The following is a 20192-nucleotide window of genomic DNA, read 5'->3' as shown; positions in this document are numbered from 1 at the left end:
GTTTACAATGTGAAATATTCAAATTTTAAATAAACCGCCGGGCTTGTGCTTGACGATTGAGGATACAGAACGAACAATCCGGCAAGAGAGAAGGATGTCATGAAGAAAATTGCATGGGTCACCGATAGTACTAGTACACTGGATCCCGTTTTTGCGGAGCAAAATCATATCTATATCGTACCGCTGCGCATCGTATTTGGAGAAGAATGTTACCGGGAAACCGATGACATTACATCTGAAATGTTCTATGAGAAACTTGCGGAGGCTTCACGTGCGAGCAGTTCGCAGCCACCCATTGGCGAATTCATTGAACTGTATGAGTCGCTCAAAGACAAGTACGATGAGATTATTACGATTCATTGCTCTACAGAGCTTAGCGGAACGCTGCATACGTCCATGCAGGCTGCAGAGATTGCAGGAGTGACGGTGACCGCAATTGATTCGAAGGCAGGTGCCTATCCTCACCGTGAGATGATTATGCAAGGACTGGAATGGCAGAAACAGGGATGTTCGGCTGCCGAGATCAAAGTAAATATTGAACAGATGATTGATAACATGTCCTTTTACCTCATACCGGCCAGTCTTCAGCATCTTCACCGCAGTGGGCGGGTGTCGGGCACACAGCTGATCATCAGTCAACTGCTCAAGATCCATCTGTTGCTTCGATTCGAAGAGGGCAAAGTGGTTGTGAATGAGAAGATTCGCACGTTCAAGCGGACGAAAGAGCGCATGCTGGATATGCTCAAGCTGGATGTGGAGAAAGTAAAGCATGTGTGCATTATGCATGCGAACAATCAGGAAGAAGCTGTCACAATCAAAAAACAGATTGCTGCTCTGCTGCCCAGATTAAAGACCGAAATCATGCCGTTTATCCCTGTGGTGAGTATCCATGCAGGTGCAGGAACCATTGGACTGTGCTGGATACACAGCGAGAACGGATATAGAGATTAGACGCACAAGCCTTCATCTATAGTCGCTCATAGACCTGGCAGGAAACACACTTTATACCAAAGTGTTGCTCCTGTCAGGTTTTTTCGTATATCATTGCCAATTCAAACAAACTGTGAGGTAATAAAGAAAAATGTTCATGTTGGAGGGGAACTTGTGTCAAGTCAACGCTTATTGCTTGTTGAAGATGATCGTTCAATTAGTGAGATGGTCGGACCTTATCTGGAAAAAGAGGGATACGACGTCACGTATGCATATGACGGATTAGAAGCAGAGCGTCAGTTCAGCCAATCACAACCTGGGTATGACCTGGTTATTTTGGATTTGATGCTGCCCCGCAAGAGTGGGATGGATGTGCTGCAGACCATTCGGGCGGTCAGTTTGGTGCCTGTGCTTATTCTGTCTGCGAAGGATGGGGAGGTGGACAAAGCACTGGGTCTGGGTTTTGGCGCTGACGATTATTTGAGCAAACCCTTCTCATTAATCGAGCTGACTGCCCGTATTAAAGCTGCGATTCGCCGCGCCAATTATACCGCACAGCCTGTGGCTGAAGTGACTAAAGATCAGCGTATTCACCTCGGAGGACTTGTGGTCGACATGGAGACATACGAGGTGGAGCGTGAAGGTACACCCGTCAAGCTGACCTCCAAGGAATTTGGCATTCTGAAGCTATTGGTTACTCATCCCGGCAAAGTGTTCACGAAGGCCCAAATCTACGCTTCGGTCTGGAATGATCATTATTATGGAGACGAAAATATCATTAACGTACATATGCGTCGTCTGCGTGAAAAATTGGAGGTGGACCCTTCGGCTCCCCAGTATATCAAGACACTCTGGGGCATCGGATATAAGCTGGAGGCGGAGCAGACATGACACTGATTTTTGCCAGTACAATAGTTATTCTAGTCATTGTGGTCATTGGAATGTGGATGAGATTGAGGAAACGCAGCCAACACCTGTCTTATATTCACGAGAAAATATCCGCTATTTTGGATCAAGGCACCTTTGAGCGTTTGCTTGTATTCAACAGTGATGATCAAGTTAGCCAACTTCTGAAAGACATGAACCAGCTGCTGGACCATGCGCACCGTGCGACGGCCGGTTATGCGAACCAGGAGAAGGAGATGCGCAATATGCTCTCCAACATCTCGCATGATCTGAAAACGCCGCTTACGGTTGTACTGGGTTATAGTGAGACCTTGCTGCACAGTCCATCATTGACCAATCAGGAACGGAAAGTTATGACAGAGAAAATACAAGATAAGGCGCAGGAAGTTTTGCGTTTGATCCATTCCTTTTTCGATCTGGCAAAGCTGGAATCTGGAGACACGGAACTGGTGCTTAGTCGAGTTAATATAAGCGAATTATGCCGGTTGAAGATGATCTCCTTTTATGAAATGTTGACCAATCTCGGGTTGCATGTGGAGCTGGATATACCTGATGATGATATCTTCGTGCAAGGAAATGAAGAAGCACTGGAGCGTGTGCTGGATAATCTCATGACCAATGGGATGAAATATGGGGCAGAGGGTAAGGTGCTGGGGCTAACGCTCGAACATTCGACAGGTGGACCTGTGATGCTACAAATCTGGGACCAAGGGAAGGGAATTCCCGAAAGTGAGCATAGTCGTGTGTTCGAACGCATGTATACACTGGAGGATTCCCGCAATCGACTCTATCAGGGCAGCGGCCTTGGTCTGACCATCACGAAGCGGCTAGTGGAGCGGATGGGTGGAAGTATTCATTTACATAGTGTGCCACATCAACGGACTGTATTTTCGGTTACGTTAAAGGCCAGGTAGAGCCTGTTTTGGCATTTTCGGTCAAGCTTAAGGTTTTTGTAAGATTTGATTAATAAAAAAGCAGACTTTTCTCTTTACAATACAGATATAGGAACCCGGACAGGGGACGTAAAGGAGAACAAGACGATGACTTATATCGCACGAACGATAGATGTGACCAAAGTATATGAAGGGGTAGAGGTTGTATCCAACGTCAATATGAATATTAAGCAAGGTGAGATCTATGGGTTTCTCGGTCCGAATGGTGCAGGCAAAACAACCATCATGAAGATGCTGACCAATCTCGTCAAACCAACAACAGGGGAAGTTGAACTGTTTGGGGAGAAGCTTACACCTACATCCTATGAAGTGTTGAAACGAATGGGCAGCATTATTGAATATCCTTTTTTCTATGATAGACTGTCTGCTCGCGAGAATCTGGAGCTTCACTGTGAATACATGGGATTTCACAACAAAAAGATCATCGACAACACGATGGAAACGGTAGGGCTGAAGGATACGGGCAAGAAACCGGTCAAGGACTTCTCGCTGGGTATGAAACAGAGGCTGGGATTGGCTCGTGCACTCATAACCACACCCGAACTGCTCATTTTGGATGAACCGATCAACGGATTGGACCCTGTAGGGATCCGGGAGATGCGAGATTTGTTCAAGCGCCTTAGCAATGAGTATCGCATTACCCTGTTGGTCTCTAGTCACATTCTTGGCGAGATAGAGCAAATTGCGGACACGGTTGGTGTCATTCGCGGCGGTCGCTTGGTGGAGGAAGTATCGATGGAGAGCATTCGTGGAAGTCAAAATGAGTACATCGAGTTACAGGCGGTAGATATCCGCAAAGCGACTTATGTCATTGAACACCAGCTTGGTTTGAGTAATTATAAACTGGTCGATGACCAAACGTTACGAATCTATGATCCGGGAATCATTCCATCGGAACTGAACACCAAGCTGATTCAACACGGCATTGAGATCGAATCGATATCCAAACGGGCTCATTCCCTGGAAGAACACTTCATGAAGTTGGTAAAAGGGGATGAAGACGTTGCTTAAACTAATCAGACTTGAGATGCGGAAGCACCGCTTTGCACGTAATTTTGCAGGTGCAGGTATTGCCAACATAGCCATTCTTCTTTTCCTGATTATGATTGGATTCATGGATGTGGGAGCAGAAGATTATGCCTATGCCGATTACCAGACCGCCTTTATAATTATCGATACATTTGTGAGAGCGACCTTCATCATATTTGCAGGAGCTTTATTATCCAAGCTGGTGATCAGTGAGTATCGAAATAAAACCATGAACGTCATGTTCACCTATCCCATCCAGCGTCATAAAATCATCGCGGCCAAATTGATTATCGTGTTTGGTTTTACATTTGTGATGATTATGGTTACCGATCTGTTGATGGGTTCACTGCTGTTGATTGTTAATCAATTCTACTCCTTCATTCCTGAATCACTGAGCAATCGGGATATGTTGGGACTTCTGGTGAAGTACAGTATCAGTTCTTTATCGGCTGCGTGTATGGCACTCATTCCCCTATTCTTCGGTATGCGTAAGCATTCTGTTACAGCGACAATGGTCTCGTCCATTTTGCTAGTTTCGATTGTCTGCTCCGGATTCAACGGGTCGGAAGTTTCCATTCATTCGCTTATTGTTATCCCGCTGACCCTTGGAGCTGTAGGTATATGGATTGCTTCGATGTCCATGGTTCGTTTGGAGACCAAAGATGTGAATTGATTCATTCGGAAAACCATGCTCTGTGTGGCTTCAGATGCCATTGACATCCGCTCGTACAAGGGATAGGATAATGTCAACTGAGACACAAAGGAGAATGCAACTACCATGACGATTCCAAAAACATTAACAATAGCTGGCTCGGACACGAGCGGCGGTGCAGGGATTCAAGCTGATTTGAAAACTTTTCAGGAGCTGGGTGTGTATGGTATGACCGTACTGACTACGGTTGTGGCAATGGAGCCCGATACATGGGATCACCAGGTCTTTCCTGTGGAATTAAATGTAGTAGAAGCGCAGCTTCGCACTGTTCTTGATGGCATCGGTTTTGATGCAATGAAGACAGGTATGCTCGGTTCTGTAGATATTATTGAACTGGTAGCGAAGCATATTCGCCGCAGTGGTCTGCCACAGATCGTGATCGATCCGGTAATGGTCTGCAAAGGTACGGACGAAGTACTGCAACCGGAAAATACGGAAGCAATGATCGAATTCCTGCTGCCAGGTGCCGATCTGGTTACACCTAATCTGTTCGAAGCATCCCAACTGGCGAAGAGTGGACCGATTCGCTCTAAAGAACAGATGGAAGCAGCGGCAGCAGCAATTCATGCCCATGGCTCAAAGCATGTTCTGATCAAGGACAGAGGTGTAATTAGCCCGGGTAAAGCAATGGATCTACTCTATGATGGAACCAACTACGAATGGTTTGAAGCCGATGTTGTCGGCTCCGGATATACGCATGGTGCGGGCTGCACGACGTCTGCGGCGATTACCGCAGGATTGGCTCGTGGTCTTTCAGTGAAAGAGGCTGTTCGTGAAGGTAAAGCCTTCGTGACCAAAGCGATTGCCGGCGGATTCCCGCTGAACCGTTTTGTTGGCCCGACACTGCATGTGGCACACCGTCTGGAGCACCAACGCTAAGTGTTACCAGTGAGCGCGCAGTAGCTCATCACTTTTGGATAACACACTTCGATTTCATTTAAGTAGCTGTCAATGAGCAGAAGATTGCTCGTTGACGGCTTCTTTTTTGTGCGAATTTTGATAAAAATTAGTAACTTTTGGCTTATATTAATCGTATATATCATGGGGTTCATTCCAAAAGATGTCTGGACACATGAACGACACATGGAATAGGTATGTTATCATCAGAAATCGAAAAGGAGATTCGGCCATGATCAGAACAGTGCTTCTGGTGGAAGATGAAAGCCGCATTCGTGAGATTGTGGCCGATTATTTCATAAAAGAACAATGGAACGTCATCGAAGCAGAACATGGAGTACAGGCATTGGAACTGTTGGCTCTGCATGAGGTAGATCTGGTTATTCTGGATGTTTTGATGCCTGAAATGGATGGATGGACATTATGCGGGCATATTCGCTCCCAATCCACCGTACCTATTATCATGCTGACTGCGAGATCCGAGGATGACGATAAAATTCATGGATTCCAGCTCGGAGTAGATGATTATGTCACGAAGCCATTCAGTCCACGTGTGCTGGTTGCACGTGCAGAGACATTAATGAAGCGGGTTGAAGGTTCATTTGGACGAGAGCAGGGTGTGATTCGCTTCGGACAGGTAACCCTTGATCCATGGGCTCGGCGACTGGAGAAGGACGGCACTGAAGTGGAGCTTGCGCCGAAAGAGTATGATCTGTTGCTCTATTTGGTACGAAATGCAGGTATTGTATTGTCCCGGGATGCCATCCTGAATCGGATCTGGGGCTTTGATTTTGAAGGGGACTCACGTGTTGTGGATACTCACATCAAGAAGCTGCGCAGCAAATTGGGTGATGAAGCCAAGTGCATTCGGACTGTGATTGGCACAGGATATCGTTTCGAGGCAGAAGCATGAGAAGAAATGGCGTAACGATGAAGCTTTTCTTGGTTATGGCAGGATGTCTGGTTCTCCTATACGGAACGACGGTATTTGCCCAGTTGGTCTGGTTTCCCGACTTTTATCAGCATCAGAAGGTCAGCAGTATGAAGAAAAAGCTGTCCAAGTTCGAACAGCAATATTCCAATGGACATTGGAATGATTTGCAGCTTGCTAAGGAAACCGGGAAATTCATGCGTCAGAATCAGTCCCATCTGGTCATTCTGACGAATGCCGGAAGACTGGTTAATGACCCGTTCCACATTACGCTGCTTCAGGAGGACGGGAGTCACGTGAAGGTGTCCTTGTCCTTATTTATCAATAGTGAGAATGCAGGCTGGATTACATCCCATCTGAAATATGGGCAGGAATTGACGGTACGAGGCCCGGCAAGCGGGTCCATGGTCTACCCATTCAAAATCCAGGATGCCAATTCTGCCGCATGGGGAACAGAAAGCTTTCAGGAATCAATTGAACCGGTAAAGGAATGGTCAGGCGTATTGACCGAGGTAGTTCTCCCTAATCTGGCAACGTGGAGTCAGAGACAGGGACTGCTGGTGCAGGCACTGGATAGCCGGTTCCCTTTGTCCACGGAAGACCAACTTGCTTTGGCGAATGGCAAAATGCTCAATGAAGAATGGACGGATAGTTGGAGCGGTGTTCGGAACGTCATCACCATTGCTCCAGTGCATCGTTCCGGGCCCGAGCAACAATTGATTTTCTCGCTTACCTCTCTACAGGAGATGAGGGAAGCGAACGAGGCAACACGTTTGTTCTATGGGTATTTTGGTATTGGCGCATTTATATTGATTCTGTTACTGGCATTGCTTCTGTCCCGAATCGTAACAAAGCCGCTGCTGGCTCTGAACCATGTCGCCAAGAAAATGTCTACGCTGGATTTCACGGTGAAATCACCCATCCGGCGTAATGACGAAATTGGCAGTCTGTCCAATAGTCTGAATGCATTATCAGGGACCTTGGGTCAGACATTGGAAGAGCTGAGGCAGGCCAACACGCAGATGCGTACAGATATGGAAATGAAGCAGCAGATTGAACAGCGTCAACGCAAGTTTTTTGCCGATGCATCACATGAACTCAAGACACCAATCAGCATTATTAAGGGTTATTCCGAAGGGCTGAAAGATGGTGTGAGTGAGAGCAAGAGGGAGCGTTACATTGAGATCATCGCCGATGAGACGATCAAAATGGAAATGATGGTTGAAGAGATGCTAGATCTGGTGCGACTGGAATCTTCTGCGGTTCAGTTGAATACGGATGCTGTTGCACTGGCTGACATGATTGAAGATATCGCTGGCCGTCTGGGTCCGCAGCTGAAGGACAAAGGTTTGGATGTGGTGCTTGTATCCACAACAGAGCAGACGGTGGAGGGTGACCGAAGCAAGCTGGAGCAAGTTATTTTCAATATCATGATGAATGCTATACGTCATGCGATACCACATACCGATATAACTATTGAGATCAGTAGACGTGACGGTTTGGTTCACATTTCCATTGAGAACAAGGGCGAGCAGATTGCTGAAGCTGAGCGGCAGTTCATATGGGAGAGGTTCTATCGGGTCGAGCGTTCACGTAATCGCAAAATGGGGGGGACCGGGCTCGGCCTGGCCATTGCGAAGCAGATTCTTGATCTGCATGGATGCAATTATGGAGTGGAGAATACACCGGATGGAGTCCGTTTTTATATTATTTTTCCTAAAGCCTAGTACGAAAGGGAGTCAAATCTTATGAAGTCTTTACCATCGATTTTAACCTTGGGGAATCTGAGTTCAGGCATGCTGGCAGTCATTATGGCTATTCATGGTGAATTCGCCCTGGCTGTGATGATGATATGGGTAGCGATGTTCTTTGATCTGTTTGACGGGTTTGCGGCCCGCAAATTGCATTGTGAGGGTGAGTTCGGCAAAGCCCTGGATTCGCTCGCAGATGTAGTTTCATTCGGAACAGCCCCCGTGCTGATTCTGTACTTGAACTCCATGAATGAAGTGAGCGTGCTGGGGATGGCACTGACCGCATTGTTTCCGGTTTGCGGTGCGTTGCGCCTGGCTCGTTATAACTGTCAGAAGACAGCAAGCAGTGGTTTTGTCGGGATGCCGATTACATTTGCAGGGGGGCTGATGTCCTTTTTCGCACTTTGGAGTCCTTATTTCACGCATGGTGTAGCTTATCTTGTCATTATTGTACTATCCGGTCTCATGGTGAGCCAAATCCGATTCCCATCACTAAAACAAGTGCTAGCCTCTCATGAGAAGGATATTGTGGAACCGAAATAAGGAGCGAGTCAGTATGGAATTTGCTAAAGAATTTATTGGTCAATATGGATATTTCGCAATATACGGACTACTGGCTCTTGGTGTCATTGGCATGCCGATTCCGGATGAGGTGATGATGACGTTTGTCGGATATCTCGCCTCCATCTCGGTATTAAACTATTCCGTATCCATAGCCGTCAGTTTCGGTGGCGCATTTACCGGGGGGCTGCTCAGCTATATGATCGGCAAGAAGGCGGGCAGGCCGCTGGTTGAAAAATACGGCAAGTGGGTCGGCGTCAACGCCAAACGATTCAGCAGGGTGGAGTCGTGGTTCCTCAAATATGGTTATTGGTCCATCATCCTGGGTTACTTCATTCCAGGCATTCGTCATCTAATGTGCTGTTTCTCCGGGATTAGCAAGATGGCAATGGGCAGGTACGTTCTCGTATCGGGCATTGGTGCATTTGTATGGTGTGTTGTCTTTATCTCGATTGGTTTTTATGTTGGTGTGTTAACTTAAAATGGGACAGCCTGTTGCAACAACGGGCAAAGATCGAAGACCTCTTGAGTGTAAGGTGGTCTTTTTTTGTTTTTTACGAGTTTAGCTAACTTGAGTGAGTAACGGGTACGGACGGATAATTTTGTGAAAATACAAAAAGCCGCTCTGACCATTTCCAACCTTCGCGTTGAAGGAAAGAATGGATCAAAGCGGCGTGTGCTTCACGACCAACATATTGCATATCTAAATCAAGTATAGCTTTAAAAGCAGAATGATTTCAATACCTTTCAATTAACTACAGTTACCCACTTAAATGAGATTCTTCAATTCCTCGTTCAACTCGCTTTTCCCCTTTTTTGCGAGCAAAGGTGATTTTGAGGAGTGGTGGAGTGACCAGTGTAGTTACAATGACCATGATCACGACGCTCGTGAAGTATTCCGGATCAAGTAATCCGGAAGCAAGTCCGGTTGAAGCGATAATGAGCGCAACCTCACCTCTTGAAATCATTCCTGAGCCAATGGCTAATGAAGATGCCATATTAAATCCGGTCAGTCGTGCACCGGCTCCTCCACCGATAAGTTTGGTTACAATGGCGATGAGGCTTATAACGATAATAAACCAAATCTGTGAACCTACACCATCAAAGGTGACATTTAAGCCGATACTGACAAAAAACACCGGAACAAAAATTCCGTAGGCAATCGGTTCCAGTTTTGTTTCGACTTCATGTTTGAAGTTAGTTTGAGAGATGGCGATACCAGCGGCAAATGCACCAATGATTCCAGCAACACCCATCCACTCTGCAAAGTAGGAGAATCCGAAACAAATGATTAGTCCCGCAGTAATGACGGTTTCGGTTACCTTCAGTGGTGCCATCCACTTCATGATGCGTGGAACAAGGAACCAGCTGGCAGCGATGATGATCACAAAGAATAACAGCTTTTTACCAATTAGCAGAGTGATTGAAGTGTCTCCTCCACCTGTACCTAACAAGCTCATCATAACGGCGAGAATAACGACGACCAGGACATCATCGACGACAGCTGCACCAAGGATTGTTGTACCCTCACGAGAGCTGAGTTGATCCATGTCTTTCAGTGTCTGAACCGATATACTGACGGATGTGGCACAGAATAAAAGTCCAAAGAACAGTGCGTGTGTCTGTGACATCCCGAAGGCTATGGCCGAACCGTATCCTCCGATAAATGGTAAAATAATACCGCCCACAGCAACCGCAAAGGCTGCTTTCCAGTTTTTCTTCAATTGCTCCAGATCTGTTTCCAGTCCGGCAATGAACATCAAAAGTAATACCCCGATCTCGGCCATATAATGCACGAAATCACTTTGTTGAACCCATCCGAGCAGGGCAGGTCCAAGAATGACACCAACAATCAGTTTCCCCAATACCGAAGGTTGACCCAGTCTTACAGACAAGTCTCCGGCGAGCTTCGTAAAGATCAAAATAAGTGCAAGAACCAAAATAAATTCCATAGATGTGCTCCTCTCCAGCAGTAGCGTTTATAGGTTTACCTGTCCAAGGGGGGATCATTCCAAGCCTTAAGTACAAAAAAAGGCATAAAAACGGCGCTTGTAAGAGTGCCGCTTTTATGCCTAAAAAAAGACAAAGAGGGCCCTTGGTGACAGGCTCCTCCGTTTTGAACGCGTATGTGATTAATTGCGTTAATTATACCACAAATGAAGGATTCGGTAAATGGGAGCTGGATCGGATTTGATTGAAAATGGCCGCAAAGGGGCATTTTATAGGGGAGTGCAGCGGTTTTTGTTCAGAGTGTTGTCACTTAACAGCCCGGAATTGCCGAGATATAATGATATAGAACATAGAAGTAGGATATGAGGAGGATTTTGCATTGGGCAAAAATAACAAAGGGGAGCCGAACATTCCATCCCCGACGAGCAATAAAAATTTCGCAGGCATCATTATCACGATTTCCATTCTTGCTAATGTCATTATTTTATTATTGTTCTTCGCACCATCGATTGGCTACAAAGGTGATGTAACCTTTGATATTACGGTGTTGCCACGGTTTAATGCTGTGTTTAACAGCTTTACCTTCATCTTCCTACTCGCAGCGCTTATTGCTATTATCAAGCGGAATGTGAAGCTGCACAAACGATTTATTCTTGCTGCATTCTCAACGACACTGTTATTCCTCGTGACATATCTGACGTTTCATTACCTCTCACCAGAGACGTCCAAATACGGCGGCGAGGGCATCATTCGTTCCATCTATTTCTTCATTCTGATCACCCATAGTATACTGGCAGCCCTCATTGTTCCATTGGCGTTGTTCACACTTGTGTGGGGTTGGACGAATCAATTGAAGAAACACCGCAAAATTGCACGTTGGACTATGCCAATCTGGCTGTATGTCAGCTCTACAGGTGTCGTGGTATACCTGATGATGGCACCCTATTATTAATGTGATGAAGCATATCTAGTTGGATTTACGGGTAATGTTTCCATGGAAGGAGGTTCACGTTTATGTACAGAGTTGTTTTGATTCGCCATGGACAGAGCATGTGGAATGTGGAGAATCGATTTACCGGTTGGACAGATGTGGATCTGACGACGGATGGTTACGCAGAAGCTCGTAAAGCAGGGAAGATCATGAAGGAACAGGGGTTTGATTTTGATTACGCCTATGCATCTGTGCTGAAACGTTCTATTCGAACACTCGATATTGCGCTGGATGAGATGGACCTCATGTGGATTCCCATTACGAAGACCTGGCAGCTGAATGAACGCCATTATGGTGCACTGCAAGGATTGAACAAACAGCAGACTGCCTTGAAGTATGGCGAAGACCAAGTAAAGGAATGGAGACGCTCTGTTAGCGTATCTCCTCCCGCTTTGGACAAAACCGATGATCGATATGTGCAGGATCTGGACAAGTACAAGCGGCTCGATTGCACGATCCCGTTTACGGAGAATCTGATGGATACATCGAAGCGTTTACTGGATTACTGGAATGCGGAGATTAAACCGATGGTGTCAGCTGGCAAAAGAGTGCTGATCTCTGCGCATGGTAATACGCTCCGTTCACTCGTCATGCATCTGGACCAATTGTCCGAAGCAGACGTGATGGCGCTCAACATCCCGACAGGCATTCCGCTTGTCTATGAGTTGGATGAAGATCTGCATCCGATCGGCCATTTCTATCTGACCGCGGATGGTTCGACCTACAAACATGAAGAAATGACCCATGTGGCAACGCCGTCCGATTAATTGGACATGGACTTCTGTCTTGATTGTACGAAAACTTGTATGATATATCTCGTTCGGTTAATGTTTCAACAGGACGATTGGAAGATGACCGCTGAATTTTAATTCGGAGGTCATCTTTTTTTTTAGCGATCAAACTTGTACTTCGTTTCGTTTTGCTCCCACAGGGTAATGGTCAAACAAGACACGATGTACATTTATCCTGAAGGAGGAGAAGCACATGTCTAAAAGAAGAGGAATAATTATGACGGCCCTTGGGGCAGGCGTGACTTATCTGATGAGGAACAAACAAGCAAGAGATAAGCTGTTTAGCACCGTCTCGGGTATGATGAAAAGCTCCAATTCGTCGAATGGAAGAAGTAAAACCAGACCACGCGTGGAAGTGAAATAGATTTCGATAGTTCGCCTATCGATTGAATTTAAAAATGATCATGAGAGACCTGGAGATGAAGTCGTTCCAGGTTTTTTTTGTGCAATCGAAAGCTACCTTTTGCTTTTGGTGAGGCATGCGATTTTTACCAATAAGAATGATACAATGGATACTTGCAGAACGTATGGAAGGAGATGCACATATGAAAAAAAATCGTCTGGGCACATCCGAACTGATGGTGTCTGAGATTGGGCTGGGCTGTATGTCGCTCGGAACCAATATGGAGCCCGCTATAGGTCTGATTCATGAGGCTCTGGATCACGGGGTTAATCTGCTGGATACAGCCGATCTGTATGACGAAGGGCGTAATGAAGAAATTGTAGGACAAGCTATTAAGGGACGTCGGGACCAAGTCATTGTGGCGACCAAAGTAGGTAATCGTCGTATTCCCGGCAAAGAGGGCTGGTCGTGGGACCCGTCCAAAGCCTATATCAAGCAGGCTGTACATGAAAGTCTGAATCGGCTGCAGACCGATTATATCGACCTGTATCAGCTGCATGGCGGAACCTTGGACGACCCCATCGAGGAGACGATCGAAGCGTTTGAGGAGTTGAAGAAAGAAGGACTCATCCGGTATTACGGTATCTCTTCCATTCGTCCCAATGTAATTCGGGAATATGTGGAGAGGGCTTCCATCGTCAGTGTGATGAACCAGTACAGTGTTGCTGACCGCAGAGCGGAAGAAGAGGTGCTACCTTTATTGGAACAAAAGGGGATCAGCGTAATTGCCCGTGGACCTGTGGCTAGCGGTGTGCTCGCCGATTCCGGATCTGCCAAGGCAGATAAAGGTTATCTGGACTATACGGCAGAGCAACTATACACCATTCGGCAAGGGCTAAGTCGTCTGGTCACGGATCAACGCAGCATGGCTCAGACAGCTATTCGCTACGCGTTATCCCATCCTGCCGTAGCAGCAGTTGTCCCTGGTGCCAGTTCAAGAGACCAGTTGCTGCACAATATCGCCGCTTCGAATTCACCCGCGCTCACAGCTGCGGAAATTCAGGAAATACGGGAGCTAAGTCCCGCTAATCTGTACAAGCAGCATCGATAACGCCAATAAGCCTATTTTCAATTGTAACTATACGAGGTACAATGAAGATCAGTCCAAAAAAGAACAACCAAAGGAGAGAAGACATATGGAAAGAATTCAAAGTGAACAACAATATCTTGATACAATTAACTCTGATGGTTTTACCGTCATTAAATTTGATACAACCTGGTGTCCGGATTGCAAAAACCTGGATCGCTTTATCGGGGATGTTATCGACCAGCATACGGATAAAACCTTCTATGCCCTGGATGCAGAAAAGTTCCAGCCGTTTGCCGAAGAGAATGGCGTACGCGGCATTCCAAGCCTGCTCGTTTTCCAGAACGGCAAGAAAATCGCACATCTGCACAGCAAATGGGCGAAAACACCTGCTCAAATCTCCGAGTACCTGGAGACGCTTGAATCTAAAGTTTAAGCATACGAAGACCCCTTCTTGTCCCGCGACAAGAAGGGGTTTTTCTGTTTCAATCCAGCCCGGATGATGTGCATACGAATAAGTGAAACTGAGGAACAGCGTTTGTTTAGAATTTGTTCAGTTCACCCATGTATACTGGTAGAACAAACTGAATATTTGGAGTGAACAAGATTCGTATGAAGAATGAAATTTTTGAAGAAATGCACCAATTAAGTCACAATGATGACCGAAGATACCGATTATTGATGATCGGAGTGAAGCAGTTGCTGCAGGAACAAAAGGAGAATAGATATAAACTGCTTGAGAGATTAAAGTATCGGAAGAAACACCGGAACATTCAAGTGAAAGAGTGGTACTAAGCCAGACTGCTTTTTAGAAGTGAATATGAATCTGGTTGTCCATGATACATAGTATACCTCGTAGGTATCATCAATGACCCACCCGAGCAAAGAAGGAAGTAATGAAGAATAAGACTTCTTCTAATTACAGATATTTCTGTCTCTGAAGCAGTAACAGAATCATGAAGCAACAGAAGCATAGCTCAGGATATAAAATATGGCGGCCTCGTTCCGAATGGAATGTGAGGCCGCCATTGATTTTGCCTGTCTTAATGAATTGATTTTGTAGTGATTACATCAAAATAATAAAGAAGACAGCTGCCAAGACGAAGCGATATACAGCGAAGACGGTCAGGCTCAATTTTTTCAAAATGGACAAGAACGTCTTGATCGCCAGCATGGCGACGATGAACGCAGCGATGAATCCAATTGCGAAGATCGGGAAATCACTGCCGTTCAGGTGATCGATACTCTTGTACAGGTCATATCCAGTAGCACCAATCATAATCGGCACAGACACGAGGAATGTGAACTCGGCAGCGGCTACACGGCTTACCCCTGCAAAGAGACCACCTGAGATCGTTGACCCGGAACGGGAGAAGCCTGGCCATAACGCCAATATCTGAAATAGTCCTACCACGAATGCCTGTTTGTAGGAAATATCATCGACATCATGGGTAGTAATCCGTGCACTCTTGCGACTCCAGCGTTCGGCTACAATCATCAATATACCACCAATAACGAGGCTGTACAGCACTGTCTCCGGACCAAATAAATGTGCTTTGATCCAGTCGCGGAATACAAGTCCGATGACTACGGCAGGAACCATCGCCAGGAAGATATGTCCCAGATTGAGGCGGCGGGAATACGACCTTGTCCCACCGGTGAAGCGGAACATATCAATGAATTTGTTCCAGTACAGTACTACAACAGCAAGTACAGCTCCGAGTTGAACAACCACCTCAAACGTTTTGACTGACTCGTTGTCCTCCGATAAACCCAGCAAGTGGGCAGTCAGAATCATGTGTCCAGTAGAGGACACGGGCAAAAACTCAGTCAAACCTTCGATGATGCCCATAATAATGGATGATATAATGTCCAATTCTCTTCCTCCTTGAAATGCAGGTGACAGCACAGGCTGTCCTGCTTGACCATGCCTGTTCATCTGAACAAGACTATCACCTATTATGATCACAAATGCACTCAACTTCAACTTATGCTTGTAACCATTTGTTTAAAACTATATTGACAAAAACCTAGTTATCCCATAGGATATTAATTAACTGACTGACTGATCAATCGGGAGGGTTACATGAATGACCAAAATTAACAGTTTGGAACCCGGTGAAGAACGCCGGGACCAGATAATTCGCATAGCGATGGAGCGGTTTGCGACTCAAGGCTACCATCAGACGAAAATTTCCGATATCGTCCGTGAAGCTGGTGTTGCGCAAGGAACGTTCTACTGGCACTTCAAGAGTAAAGAAGCCATTGCTTCGGAGATTGTATTAACGGGCAAGGAGAAGTTGCTTGAGGCAATTGGGCAAGGTTACCGCAAGGATGCCGGATCAATAGAGGATATGGTGAAAGCATCGGAAAGGCTGTTCACCGACATGTTTTCCTTTGCTGCAAAGAATCGTTATTTTATGGAGTTGCTGCTCAAAGGCATCGTGACCGAAGAATCCGTACAACGTCTGGTCGAGGAGACACGTAATGGCGTCGAGACAGCGTTCCGTCACAATATGGAACGTGCCATCGAACTCGGCATGTTGCCTCAGGACATGGATGTGCCGCTTCGGGCTGCATTGTTGGTTAGCATGATTGAGGGTATGATATCGCGCTGGTTGTTCGGCTCTGATGAGTTGCACAGCAAGTTCTCAGCCATGACAGCTTCATCGCTGGCAGCTGAAGCAGCAAGTTTTGAGTTTTACGGACTCCTGGGCACATAAGATTCACATGATTAAGCAAGTAACAGGGAATAATGGGTACAACTGCGGTTTAATGACAACGAAGTAACCCAATGTACATCAAGAGATGAATATACGAATGAGAGGAAGTTAATGTAATGAACAACACATATGGATCGAAAACTCGTAAAGGCTGGTCTTTGACAGCGATTCTGCTGATGACCGTGCTGGTACTTAGCGCTTGTGGAAGTAAAGCAACAGACAATGGAGGCACGAACGGTGCACAGGCAAGCAATGAACTGGAGCAGATCAAGTCTGCTGGCGTTATCAAAGTGGGCATGATGGGCACATACGCACCATACAACTTCCTGAACGATAAGAAAGAAATGGATGGCTACGATGCTGATATCGCACGTGAGGTTGCGAAGCGTCTGGGTGTAGAGGTTGAATTTGTATCCCAGGAGTTCTCCGGTCTGACACCAAGTCTGCAAGCCAAAAAGCTGGATGCCATCATCAGCCAGATGACCATTACCGATGATCGTAAGAAAGTACTGGATTTCAGTGATCCGTATATTACGAACCAAGTTAAAATCATCGTAAAGGAAGACAATAACGATATTACCAAGCTGGAGGATTTCAAAGGTAAAACGATTGGCGTAGGTCTGGGTACGAATGATGAATCATATCTGCGTAATGAAGTGTTGCCGAAAGTGGGCGACTTCACGATTAAAACCTATGACGATGTCATCTCTTCACTTAAAGACCTGAATGCCGGGCGGATTGACGCGACAATCAACAACATGTACGCGCTGAAGCCGATTGTGGATGCCAACGGATTAAATATCAAAGCTGTAGGTGAAGCGATTAAGAGTGACCAAGCAGGAATTGCAGTACGCAAAGACAACCCGGAACTCGTGGCTGCACTGAATGATGCCCTCAAAGGCATGAAAGATGATGGCACGTACGATACCATTTTCAAAAAATGGTTTGGTGAAGAGCCTGCGCAATAATGAACCTGCAAGGCGAAGGGAAGATTTGACCCATGGAACTGGTATTTGAGAATATCCCCTTCTTTCTGAAGGGGGCTTATTATACGCTGTATGTAACTGTGATCTCCATGTTTTTTGCCTTTATCATCGGGGTGCTTGTTGCGATTGCTCGTCTGAAGGGACCGATGTGGCTTAGGTTGATCGCAAGGTTTTATGTATCTATCATGCGGGGAACCCCGCTGCTGGTGCAATTATTCGTCATTTATTACGGATTGGTCGATTATGGAGTGACCCTGGGATCGCTCACCGCAGCATGTCTGGGACTGAGTCTGAATGCAGGTGCATTTCTGTCGGAGACGTTCCGTGGAGCCATTCAGGCTGTGCCTAAAGGACAGACGGAAGCTGCATACGCAACGGGAATGACCCCGGCTCAAGCGATGAGACGCATTATCTTCCCTCAGGCTGTGCGCATTGCGATTCCGCCGATGGGGAACACCTTTATTGGCATGTTGAAGGAAACATCACTCGTGGCAGCCATCGGTGTTACCGAGTTGTTGCGTTCAGCACAGCTGCTGGTATCACAATATGCATTGAATATGCCTTTTTATCTGGCCATCGGTGTGATCTACTGGATTATGAGTATCGGCTTCTCGGCCATTCTGGAACAAGTGGAGCGCCGGTTGGCCCGCGCTTACTGATAGGAGGAGAGAAGCGATGATTACAACAACCGGACTTACCAAACGTTTTCAAAAGAACGAAGTACTTACGAACATCGATCTGCATGTCGATGCCAAAGATATTGTTGTATTGCTCGGACCGAGTGGCTCCGGCAAGAGTACCTTGCTGCGCTGCCTGAATGGACTGGAAGAGTTGTCCGGAGGACAGATTGAAGTGAACGGTGTTGTGGTCAACAGCGCAGATCCGCTGCGAGTCCAACGTGCACGGGTACTAGAGATTCGTCGCCAGACCGGCATGGTATTTCAGCAGTTCAATCTGTATCCGCACAAGACAGTGCTGGGCAATGTGATGGAAGGCCTAGTTACGGTGAAAAAAATCAAACGTGACGAAGCGGCCGAACGCGGCCGGATTCTGCTGGATCGGGTTGGGCTCTCTGACAAGCAGGATGCGTATCCATCCCGATTGTCCGGTGGACAACAGCAGCGAGTCGCCATTGCACGTGCACTCGCGATGGAACCGGAAGTGATGCTGTTTGATGAGCCTACTTCAGCCCTTGACCCTGAACTTGTCGGAGAGGTGCTTTCCGTAATGAAGGAGCTGGCAGAGGAAGGCATGACGATGCTCGTCGTGACACATGAATTGAAGTTTGCCCGGAATGTGGCGAACAAAATCGTCTTTATGGCGGATGGATCGATCGTGGAAGAGGCAAGTCCACAGGCGTTCTTTGAACAGCCGAAGCAGGAACGCACCCGTCGTTTCTTGCAACAAATTACTGAATTTTGATAAAGATAACAGCGATCGGATGAACGAACGTACTCGGAGCGGGTATTTAAGGTCATGAACGATATCAGTTCAACTAAACTTTTTGCACAAGAACGGAGAGGACAGAAGAAACCTGAAGAAGCGGAGCGTGCGCCTTTATCCCCTGATTTTCCCCTTGAAGAAGGGAATCAAAAAAATCTGGGGATAACAGCGATCGGAAGGTTATTCTGTCATCGGAGTGGCAAGTGCAAACCTTTTTCGCTTGAACTTAAACTATTGTAAGAAAGAAGGATAACATCATGAATGTAACAACCGTATGGAAAGGCAAACGCGCGTTTACTTCCGAAGGACCCTCTGGCTACGCCGTTGGTATGGATGCCACTGCTGCTTATGGTGGTGACAGCAAGGGTGCGACCCCGATGGAATTGTTACTCGCTGGTCTCGGCGGCTGTATGGGAATCGATATCACGATGATTTTGGACGCTTTCCTGGACAAAATTGAATCGATTGAGATTGAAGCGCAAGGCACACGAAGCGAAGAGATGCCTAAAGGTTTCACATCCATTGATCTGATCTTCAAGGTCGATGGAGATATCCCGGATTATCGCATCTGGAAAGCCATCCAAATGGCCGAAGAGAAATATTGTGCAGTCTCCGCTTCGCTGAGCGCCGATATTCATCCGAAACTGATTCTGAATGGAGTAAGCACACCTCGTCCTTAACAGCACACGTACAAATTCTACACTGAGCAGGCACTTCCAATCGTGGGAGTGTCTTTTTGGTGTTTCTAACCCATCAACAGTTCGTAAGTAAAGTCAGGCTGGATGGGGTCTGACATTTGGCGGTGCGGCTACCCTGTTGCAGACTGCACTTGCTCAAGCTACGGGCGAACAGGGTGTGGATCTCGTCATGCCGATTAATACAACCGTTTGGAATCTGGCTATTGCCCTTGGGGGAATGGTGGGAGGTGTTCTTCTGAATCAATGGGGAGCTTCGTCATTTAACTGGGCCATCTTGGTTTTATCACTGGTGGCTTTGATTGTTGCATGGCGTGCCAAAGGATATGGATTTCGCCCATCTAGGAGTCACTAAACTTCTGTCAGCAGAAATAATTCGGTAAGCCCGGTCGCCATGTTAATGGCGGCCTCTTCTGTTAGAGGTTAGATGACAATCCGAATTTTCGCGGTTATGTGGTATGATGAATTAAAAGGACAGGGCATCCTGATCCTGCTCTTTATATGTAAGCGCTT

General features: G+C 46.5%; 24 protein-coding genes. 22 read left to right on the top strand and 2 right to left on the bottom strand.

The genetic code is table 11. The annotated features are described in order from the left end of the window. The first annotated feature begins 99 nt into the window (after positions 1–99). The 10 genes from MHI06_RS25500 to MHI06_RS25455 all read left to right on the top strand — a co-directional run bounded on the left by MHI06_RS25500 (position 100) and on the right by MHI06_RS25455 (position 9151). Positions 100–951, top strand: coding sequence for a DegV family protein (locus tag MHI06_RS25500; protein ID WP_100529860.1), 852 nt, complete (start codon positions 100–102; stop codon positions 949–951). A 153-nt stretch (positions 952–1104) separates the two neighbouring features. Beyond that, entirely contained in the window at positions 1105–1821 is a 717-nt protein-coding gene (locus MHI06_RS25495; RefSeq protein ID WP_340399502.1) for a response regulator transcription factor, read from the top strand. Further along, entirely contained in the window at positions 1818–2750 is a 933-nt protein-coding gene (locus MHI06_RS25490; protein ID WP_340399501.1) for a sensor histidine kinase, read from the top strand. Before MHI06_RS25495 ends, MHI06_RS25490 begins: the two co-directional genes overlap by 4 nt. 126 nt (positions 2751–2876) lie before the next feature. Next, entirely contained in the window at positions 2877–3800 is a 924-nt protein-coding gene (locus MHI06_RS25485; RefSeq protein WP_340399500.1) for an ABC transporter ATP-binding protein, read from the top strand. Further along, positions 3793–4491, top strand: coding sequence for an ABC transporter permease (locus tag MHI06_RS25480; RefSeq protein WP_076333602.1), 699 nt, complete (start codon positions 3793–3795; stop codon positions 4489–4491). Before MHI06_RS25485 ends, MHI06_RS25480 begins: the two co-directional genes overlap by 8 nt. A gap of 105 nt (positions 4492–4596) precedes the next feature. Next, positions 4597–5409 (top strand): bifunctional hydroxymethylpyrimidine kinase/phosphomethylpyrimidine kinase, encoded by an 813-nt coding sequence (thiD, locus tag MHI06_RS25475; protein WP_062836403.1) that lies wholly within the window; start codon positions 4597–4599, stop codon positions 5407–5409. Between the two features lie 250 nt (positions 5410–5659). Further along, complete coding sequence (locus tag MHI06_RS25470) at positions 5660–6340, top strand: response regulator transcription factor (RefSeq protein ID WP_340399499.1); 681 nt, start codon at positions 5660–5662, stop codon at positions 6338–6340. After that, positions 6337–8085, top strand: a complete 1749-nt coding sequence (locus MHI06_RS25465) for a HAMP domain-containing sensor histidine kinase (RefSeq protein ID WP_340399498.1) — start codon at positions 6337–6339, stop codon at positions 8083–8085. Before MHI06_RS25470 ends, MHI06_RS25465 begins: the two co-directional genes overlap by 4 nt. A gap of 21 nt (positions 8086–8106) precedes the next feature. After that, positions 8107–8652, top strand: a complete 546-nt coding sequence (gene pssA / locus MHI06_RS25460; protein ID WP_076333600.1) for a CDP-diacylglycerol--serine O-phosphatidyltransferase — start codon at positions 8107–8109, stop codon at positions 8650–8652. Positions 8653–8665: 13 nt separating this feature from the next. Continuing rightward, entirely contained in the window at positions 8666–9151 is a 486-nt protein-coding gene (locus MHI06_RS25455) for a DedA family protein (RefSeq protein ID WP_062836407.1), read from the top strand. Positions 9152–9431: 280 nt separating this feature from the next. Here the strand turns inward: MHI06_RS25455 and MHI06_RS25450 are convergent, their stop codons facing one another. Next, positions 9432–10622, bottom strand: coding sequence for a cation:proton antiporter (locus MHI06_RS25450; protein WP_264933106.1), 1191 nt, complete (start codon positions 10620–10622; stop codon positions 9432–9434). A 377-nt stretch (positions 10623–10999) separates the two neighbouring features. On the opposite strand from MHI06_RS25450, the gene MHI06_RS25445 reads away from it, so the two are divergent. The 6 genes from MHI06_RS25445 (at position 11000) to MHI06_RS25420 (ending at position 14627) form a co-directional block, all read left to right on the top strand. After that, the gene (locus tag MHI06_RS25445; RefSeq protein ID WP_017692198.1) at positions 11000–11572 is read left to right on the top strand and encodes a DUF420 domain-containing protein; all 573 of its coding nucleotides are present in this window, start codon (positions 11000–11002) and stop codon (positions 11570–11572) included. 62 nt (positions 11573–11634) lie between these two features. Next, positions 11635–12378: a 2,3-diphosphoglycerate-dependent phosphoglycerate mutase gene (gene gpmA, locus MHI06_RS25440; protein ID WP_340399497.1), complete on the top strand. Its 744-nt coding sequence runs from the start codon at positions 11635–11637 to the stop codon at positions 12376–12378. A gap of 217 nt (positions 12379–12595) precedes the next feature. Further along, positions 12596–12766, top strand: a complete 171-nt coding sequence (locus MHI06_RS25435; RefSeq protein WP_169481440.1) for a hypothetical protein — start codon at positions 12596–12598, stop codon at positions 12764–12766. Positions 12767–12947: 181 nt separating this feature from the next. Further along, on the top strand, positions 12948–13856 hold the full coding sequence (locus MHI06_RS25430) for an aldo/keto reductase (RefSeq protein WP_340399496.1): 909 nt from the start codon (positions 12948–12950) through the stop codon (positions 13854–13856). A gap of 85 nt (positions 13857–13941) precedes the next feature. Further along, positions 13942–14268: a thioredoxin family protein gene (locus MHI06_RS25425; protein WP_017692202.1), complete on the top strand. Its 327-nt coding sequence runs from the start codon at positions 13942–13944 to the stop codon at positions 14266–14268. Positions 14269–14444: 176 nt separating this feature from the next. Beyond that, the gene (locus tag MHI06_RS25420; protein ID WP_169481442.1) at positions 14445–14627 is read left to right on the top strand and encodes a hypothetical protein; all 183 of its coding nucleotides are present in this window, start codon (positions 14445–14447) and stop codon (positions 14625–14627) included. 271 nt (positions 14628–14898) lie between these two features. On the opposite strand, the gene bacA is transcribed toward MHI06_RS25420, so the two are convergent. Then, positions 14899–15708 (bottom strand): undecaprenyl-diphosphate phosphatase, encoded by an 810-nt coding sequence (gene bacA / locus MHI06_RS25415; protein ID WP_169481443.1) that lies wholly within the window; start codon positions 15706–15708, stop codon positions 14899–14901. 214 nt (positions 15709–15922) lie between these two features. Between bacA and MHI06_RS25410 the strand changes: the two genes are divergently transcribed. The 6 genes from MHI06_RS25410 to MHI06_RS25385 all read left to right on the top strand — a co-directional run bounded on the left by MHI06_RS25410 (position 15923) and on the right by MHI06_RS25385 (position 20034). Then, complete coding sequence (locus MHI06_RS25410; RefSeq protein WP_169481444.1) at positions 15923–16555, top strand: TetR/AcrR family transcriptional regulator; 633 nt, start codon at positions 15923–15925, stop codon at positions 16553–16555. Positions 16556–16671: 116 nt separating this feature from the next. Beyond that, on the top strand, positions 16672–17523 hold the full coding sequence (locus tag MHI06_RS25405) for a transporter substrate-binding domain-containing protein (RefSeq protein WP_062836415.1): 852 nt from the start codon (positions 16672–16674) through the stop codon (positions 17521–17523). A gap of 32 nt (positions 17524–17555) precedes the next feature. Continuing rightward, entirely contained in the window at positions 17556–18200 is a 645-nt protein-coding gene (locus MHI06_RS25400) for an amino acid ABC transporter permease (protein WP_017692207.1), read from the top strand. A gap of 16 nt (positions 18201–18216) precedes the next feature. After that, entirely contained in the window at positions 18217–18963 is a 747-nt protein-coding gene (locus MHI06_RS25395) for an amino acid ABC transporter ATP-binding protein (protein WP_340399495.1), read from the top strand. 278 nt (positions 18964–19241) lie between these two features. Continuing rightward, positions 19242–19664: an OsmC family protein gene (locus MHI06_RS25390; protein WP_036606882.1), complete on the top strand. Its 423-nt coding sequence runs from the start codon at positions 19242–19244 to the stop codon at positions 19662–19664. Between the two features lie 136 nt (positions 19665–19800). Next, positions 19801–20034: an MFS transporter gene (locus MHI06_RS25385; protein WP_169481446.1), complete on the top strand. Its 234-nt coding sequence runs from the start codon at positions 19801–19803 to the stop codon at positions 20032–20034. The last annotated feature ends 158 nt before the right edge of the window (positions 20035–20192 follow it).

Source organism: Paenibacillus sp. FSL H8-0079, from assembly GCF_037991315.1.
GTDB lineage: Bacteria > Bacillota > Bacilli > Paenibacillales > Paenibacillaceae > Paenibacillus.
The sequence above is the reverse complement of the archived record's forward strand: the minus strand, read 5'-3'. Positions and strand labels throughout refer to the sequence as shown.

What these genes read in the sequence shown, in the direction of transcription:
- MHI06_RS25500 (WP_100529860.1), top strand. Translation starts at nt 100, where the DNA reads ATGAAGAAAATTGCATGGGTCACCGATAGTACTAGTACACTGGATCCC.
- MHI06_RS25490 (WP_340399501.1), top strand. Translation starts at nt 1,818, where the DNA reads ATGACACTGATTTTTGCCAGTACAATAGTTATTCTAGTCATTGTGGTC.
- MHI06_RS25485 (WP_340399500.1), top strand. Translation starts at nt 2,877, where the DNA reads ATGACTTATATCGCACGAACGATAGATGTGACCAAAGTATATGAAGGG.
- thiD (WP_062836403.1), top strand. Translation starts at nt 4,597, where the DNA reads ATGACGATTCCAAAAACATTAACAATAGCTGGCTCGGACACGAGCGGC.
- MHI06_RS25470 (WP_340399499.1), top strand. Translation starts at nt 5,660, where the DNA reads ATGATCAGAACAGTGCTTCTGGTGGAAGATGAAAGCCGCATTCGTGAG.
- MHI06_RS25465 (WP_340399498.1), top strand. Translation starts at nt 6,337, where the DNA reads ATGAGAAGAAATGGCGTAACGATGAAGCTTTTCTTGGTTATGGCAGGA.
- pssA (WP_076333600.1), top strand. Translation starts at nt 8,107, where the DNA reads ATGAAGTCTTTACCATCGATTTTAACCTTGGGGAATCTGAGTTCAGGC.
- MHI06_RS25455 (WP_062836407.1), top strand. Translation starts at nt 8,666, where the DNA reads ATGGAATTTGCTAAAGAATTTATTGGTCAATATGGATATTTCGCAATA.
- MHI06_RS25450 (WP_264933106.1), bottom strand. Translation starts at nt 10,622, where the DNA reads ATGGAATTTATTTTGGTTCTTGCACTTATTTTGATCTTTACGAAGCTC.
- gpmA (WP_340399497.1), top strand. Translation starts at nt 11,635, where the DNA reads ATGTACAGAGTTGTTTTGATTCGCCATGGACAGAGCATGTGGAATGTG.
- MHI06_RS25435 (WP_169481440.1), top strand. Translation starts at nt 12,596, where the DNA reads ATGTCTAAAAGAAGAGGAATAATTATGACGGCCCTTGGGGCAGGCGTG.
- MHI06_RS25430 (WP_340399496.1), top strand. Translation starts at nt 12,948, where the DNA reads ATGAAAAAAAATCGTCTGGGCACATCCGAACTGATGGTGTCTGAGATT.
- MHI06_RS25425 (WP_017692202.1), top strand. Translation starts at nt 13,942, where the DNA reads ATGGAAAGAATTCAAAGTGAACAACAATATCTTGATACAATTAACTCT.
- MHI06_RS25420 (WP_169481442.1), top strand. Translation starts at nt 14,445, where the DNA reads ATGAAGAATGAAATTTTTGAAGAAATGCACCAATTAAGTCACAATGAT.
- MHI06_RS25410 (WP_169481444.1), top strand. Translation starts at nt 15,923, where the DNA reads ATGACCAAAATTAACAGTTTGGAACCCGGTGAAGAACGCCGGGACCAG.
- MHI06_RS25405 (WP_062836415.1), top strand. Translation starts at nt 16,672, where the DNA reads ATGAACAACACATATGGATCGAAAACTCGTAAAGGCTGGTCTTTGACA.
- MHI06_RS25400 (WP_017692207.1), top strand. Translation starts at nt 17,556, where the DNA reads ATGGAACTGGTATTTGAGAATATCCCCTTCTTTCTGAAGGGGGCTTAT.
- MHI06_RS25395 (WP_340399495.1), top strand. Translation starts at nt 18,217, where the DNA reads ATGATTACAACAACCGGACTTACCAAACGTTTTCAAAAGAACGAAGTA.
- MHI06_RS25390 (WP_036606882.1), top strand. Translation starts at nt 19,242, where the DNA reads ATGAATGTAACAACCGTATGGAAAGGCAAACGCGCGTTTACTTCCGAA.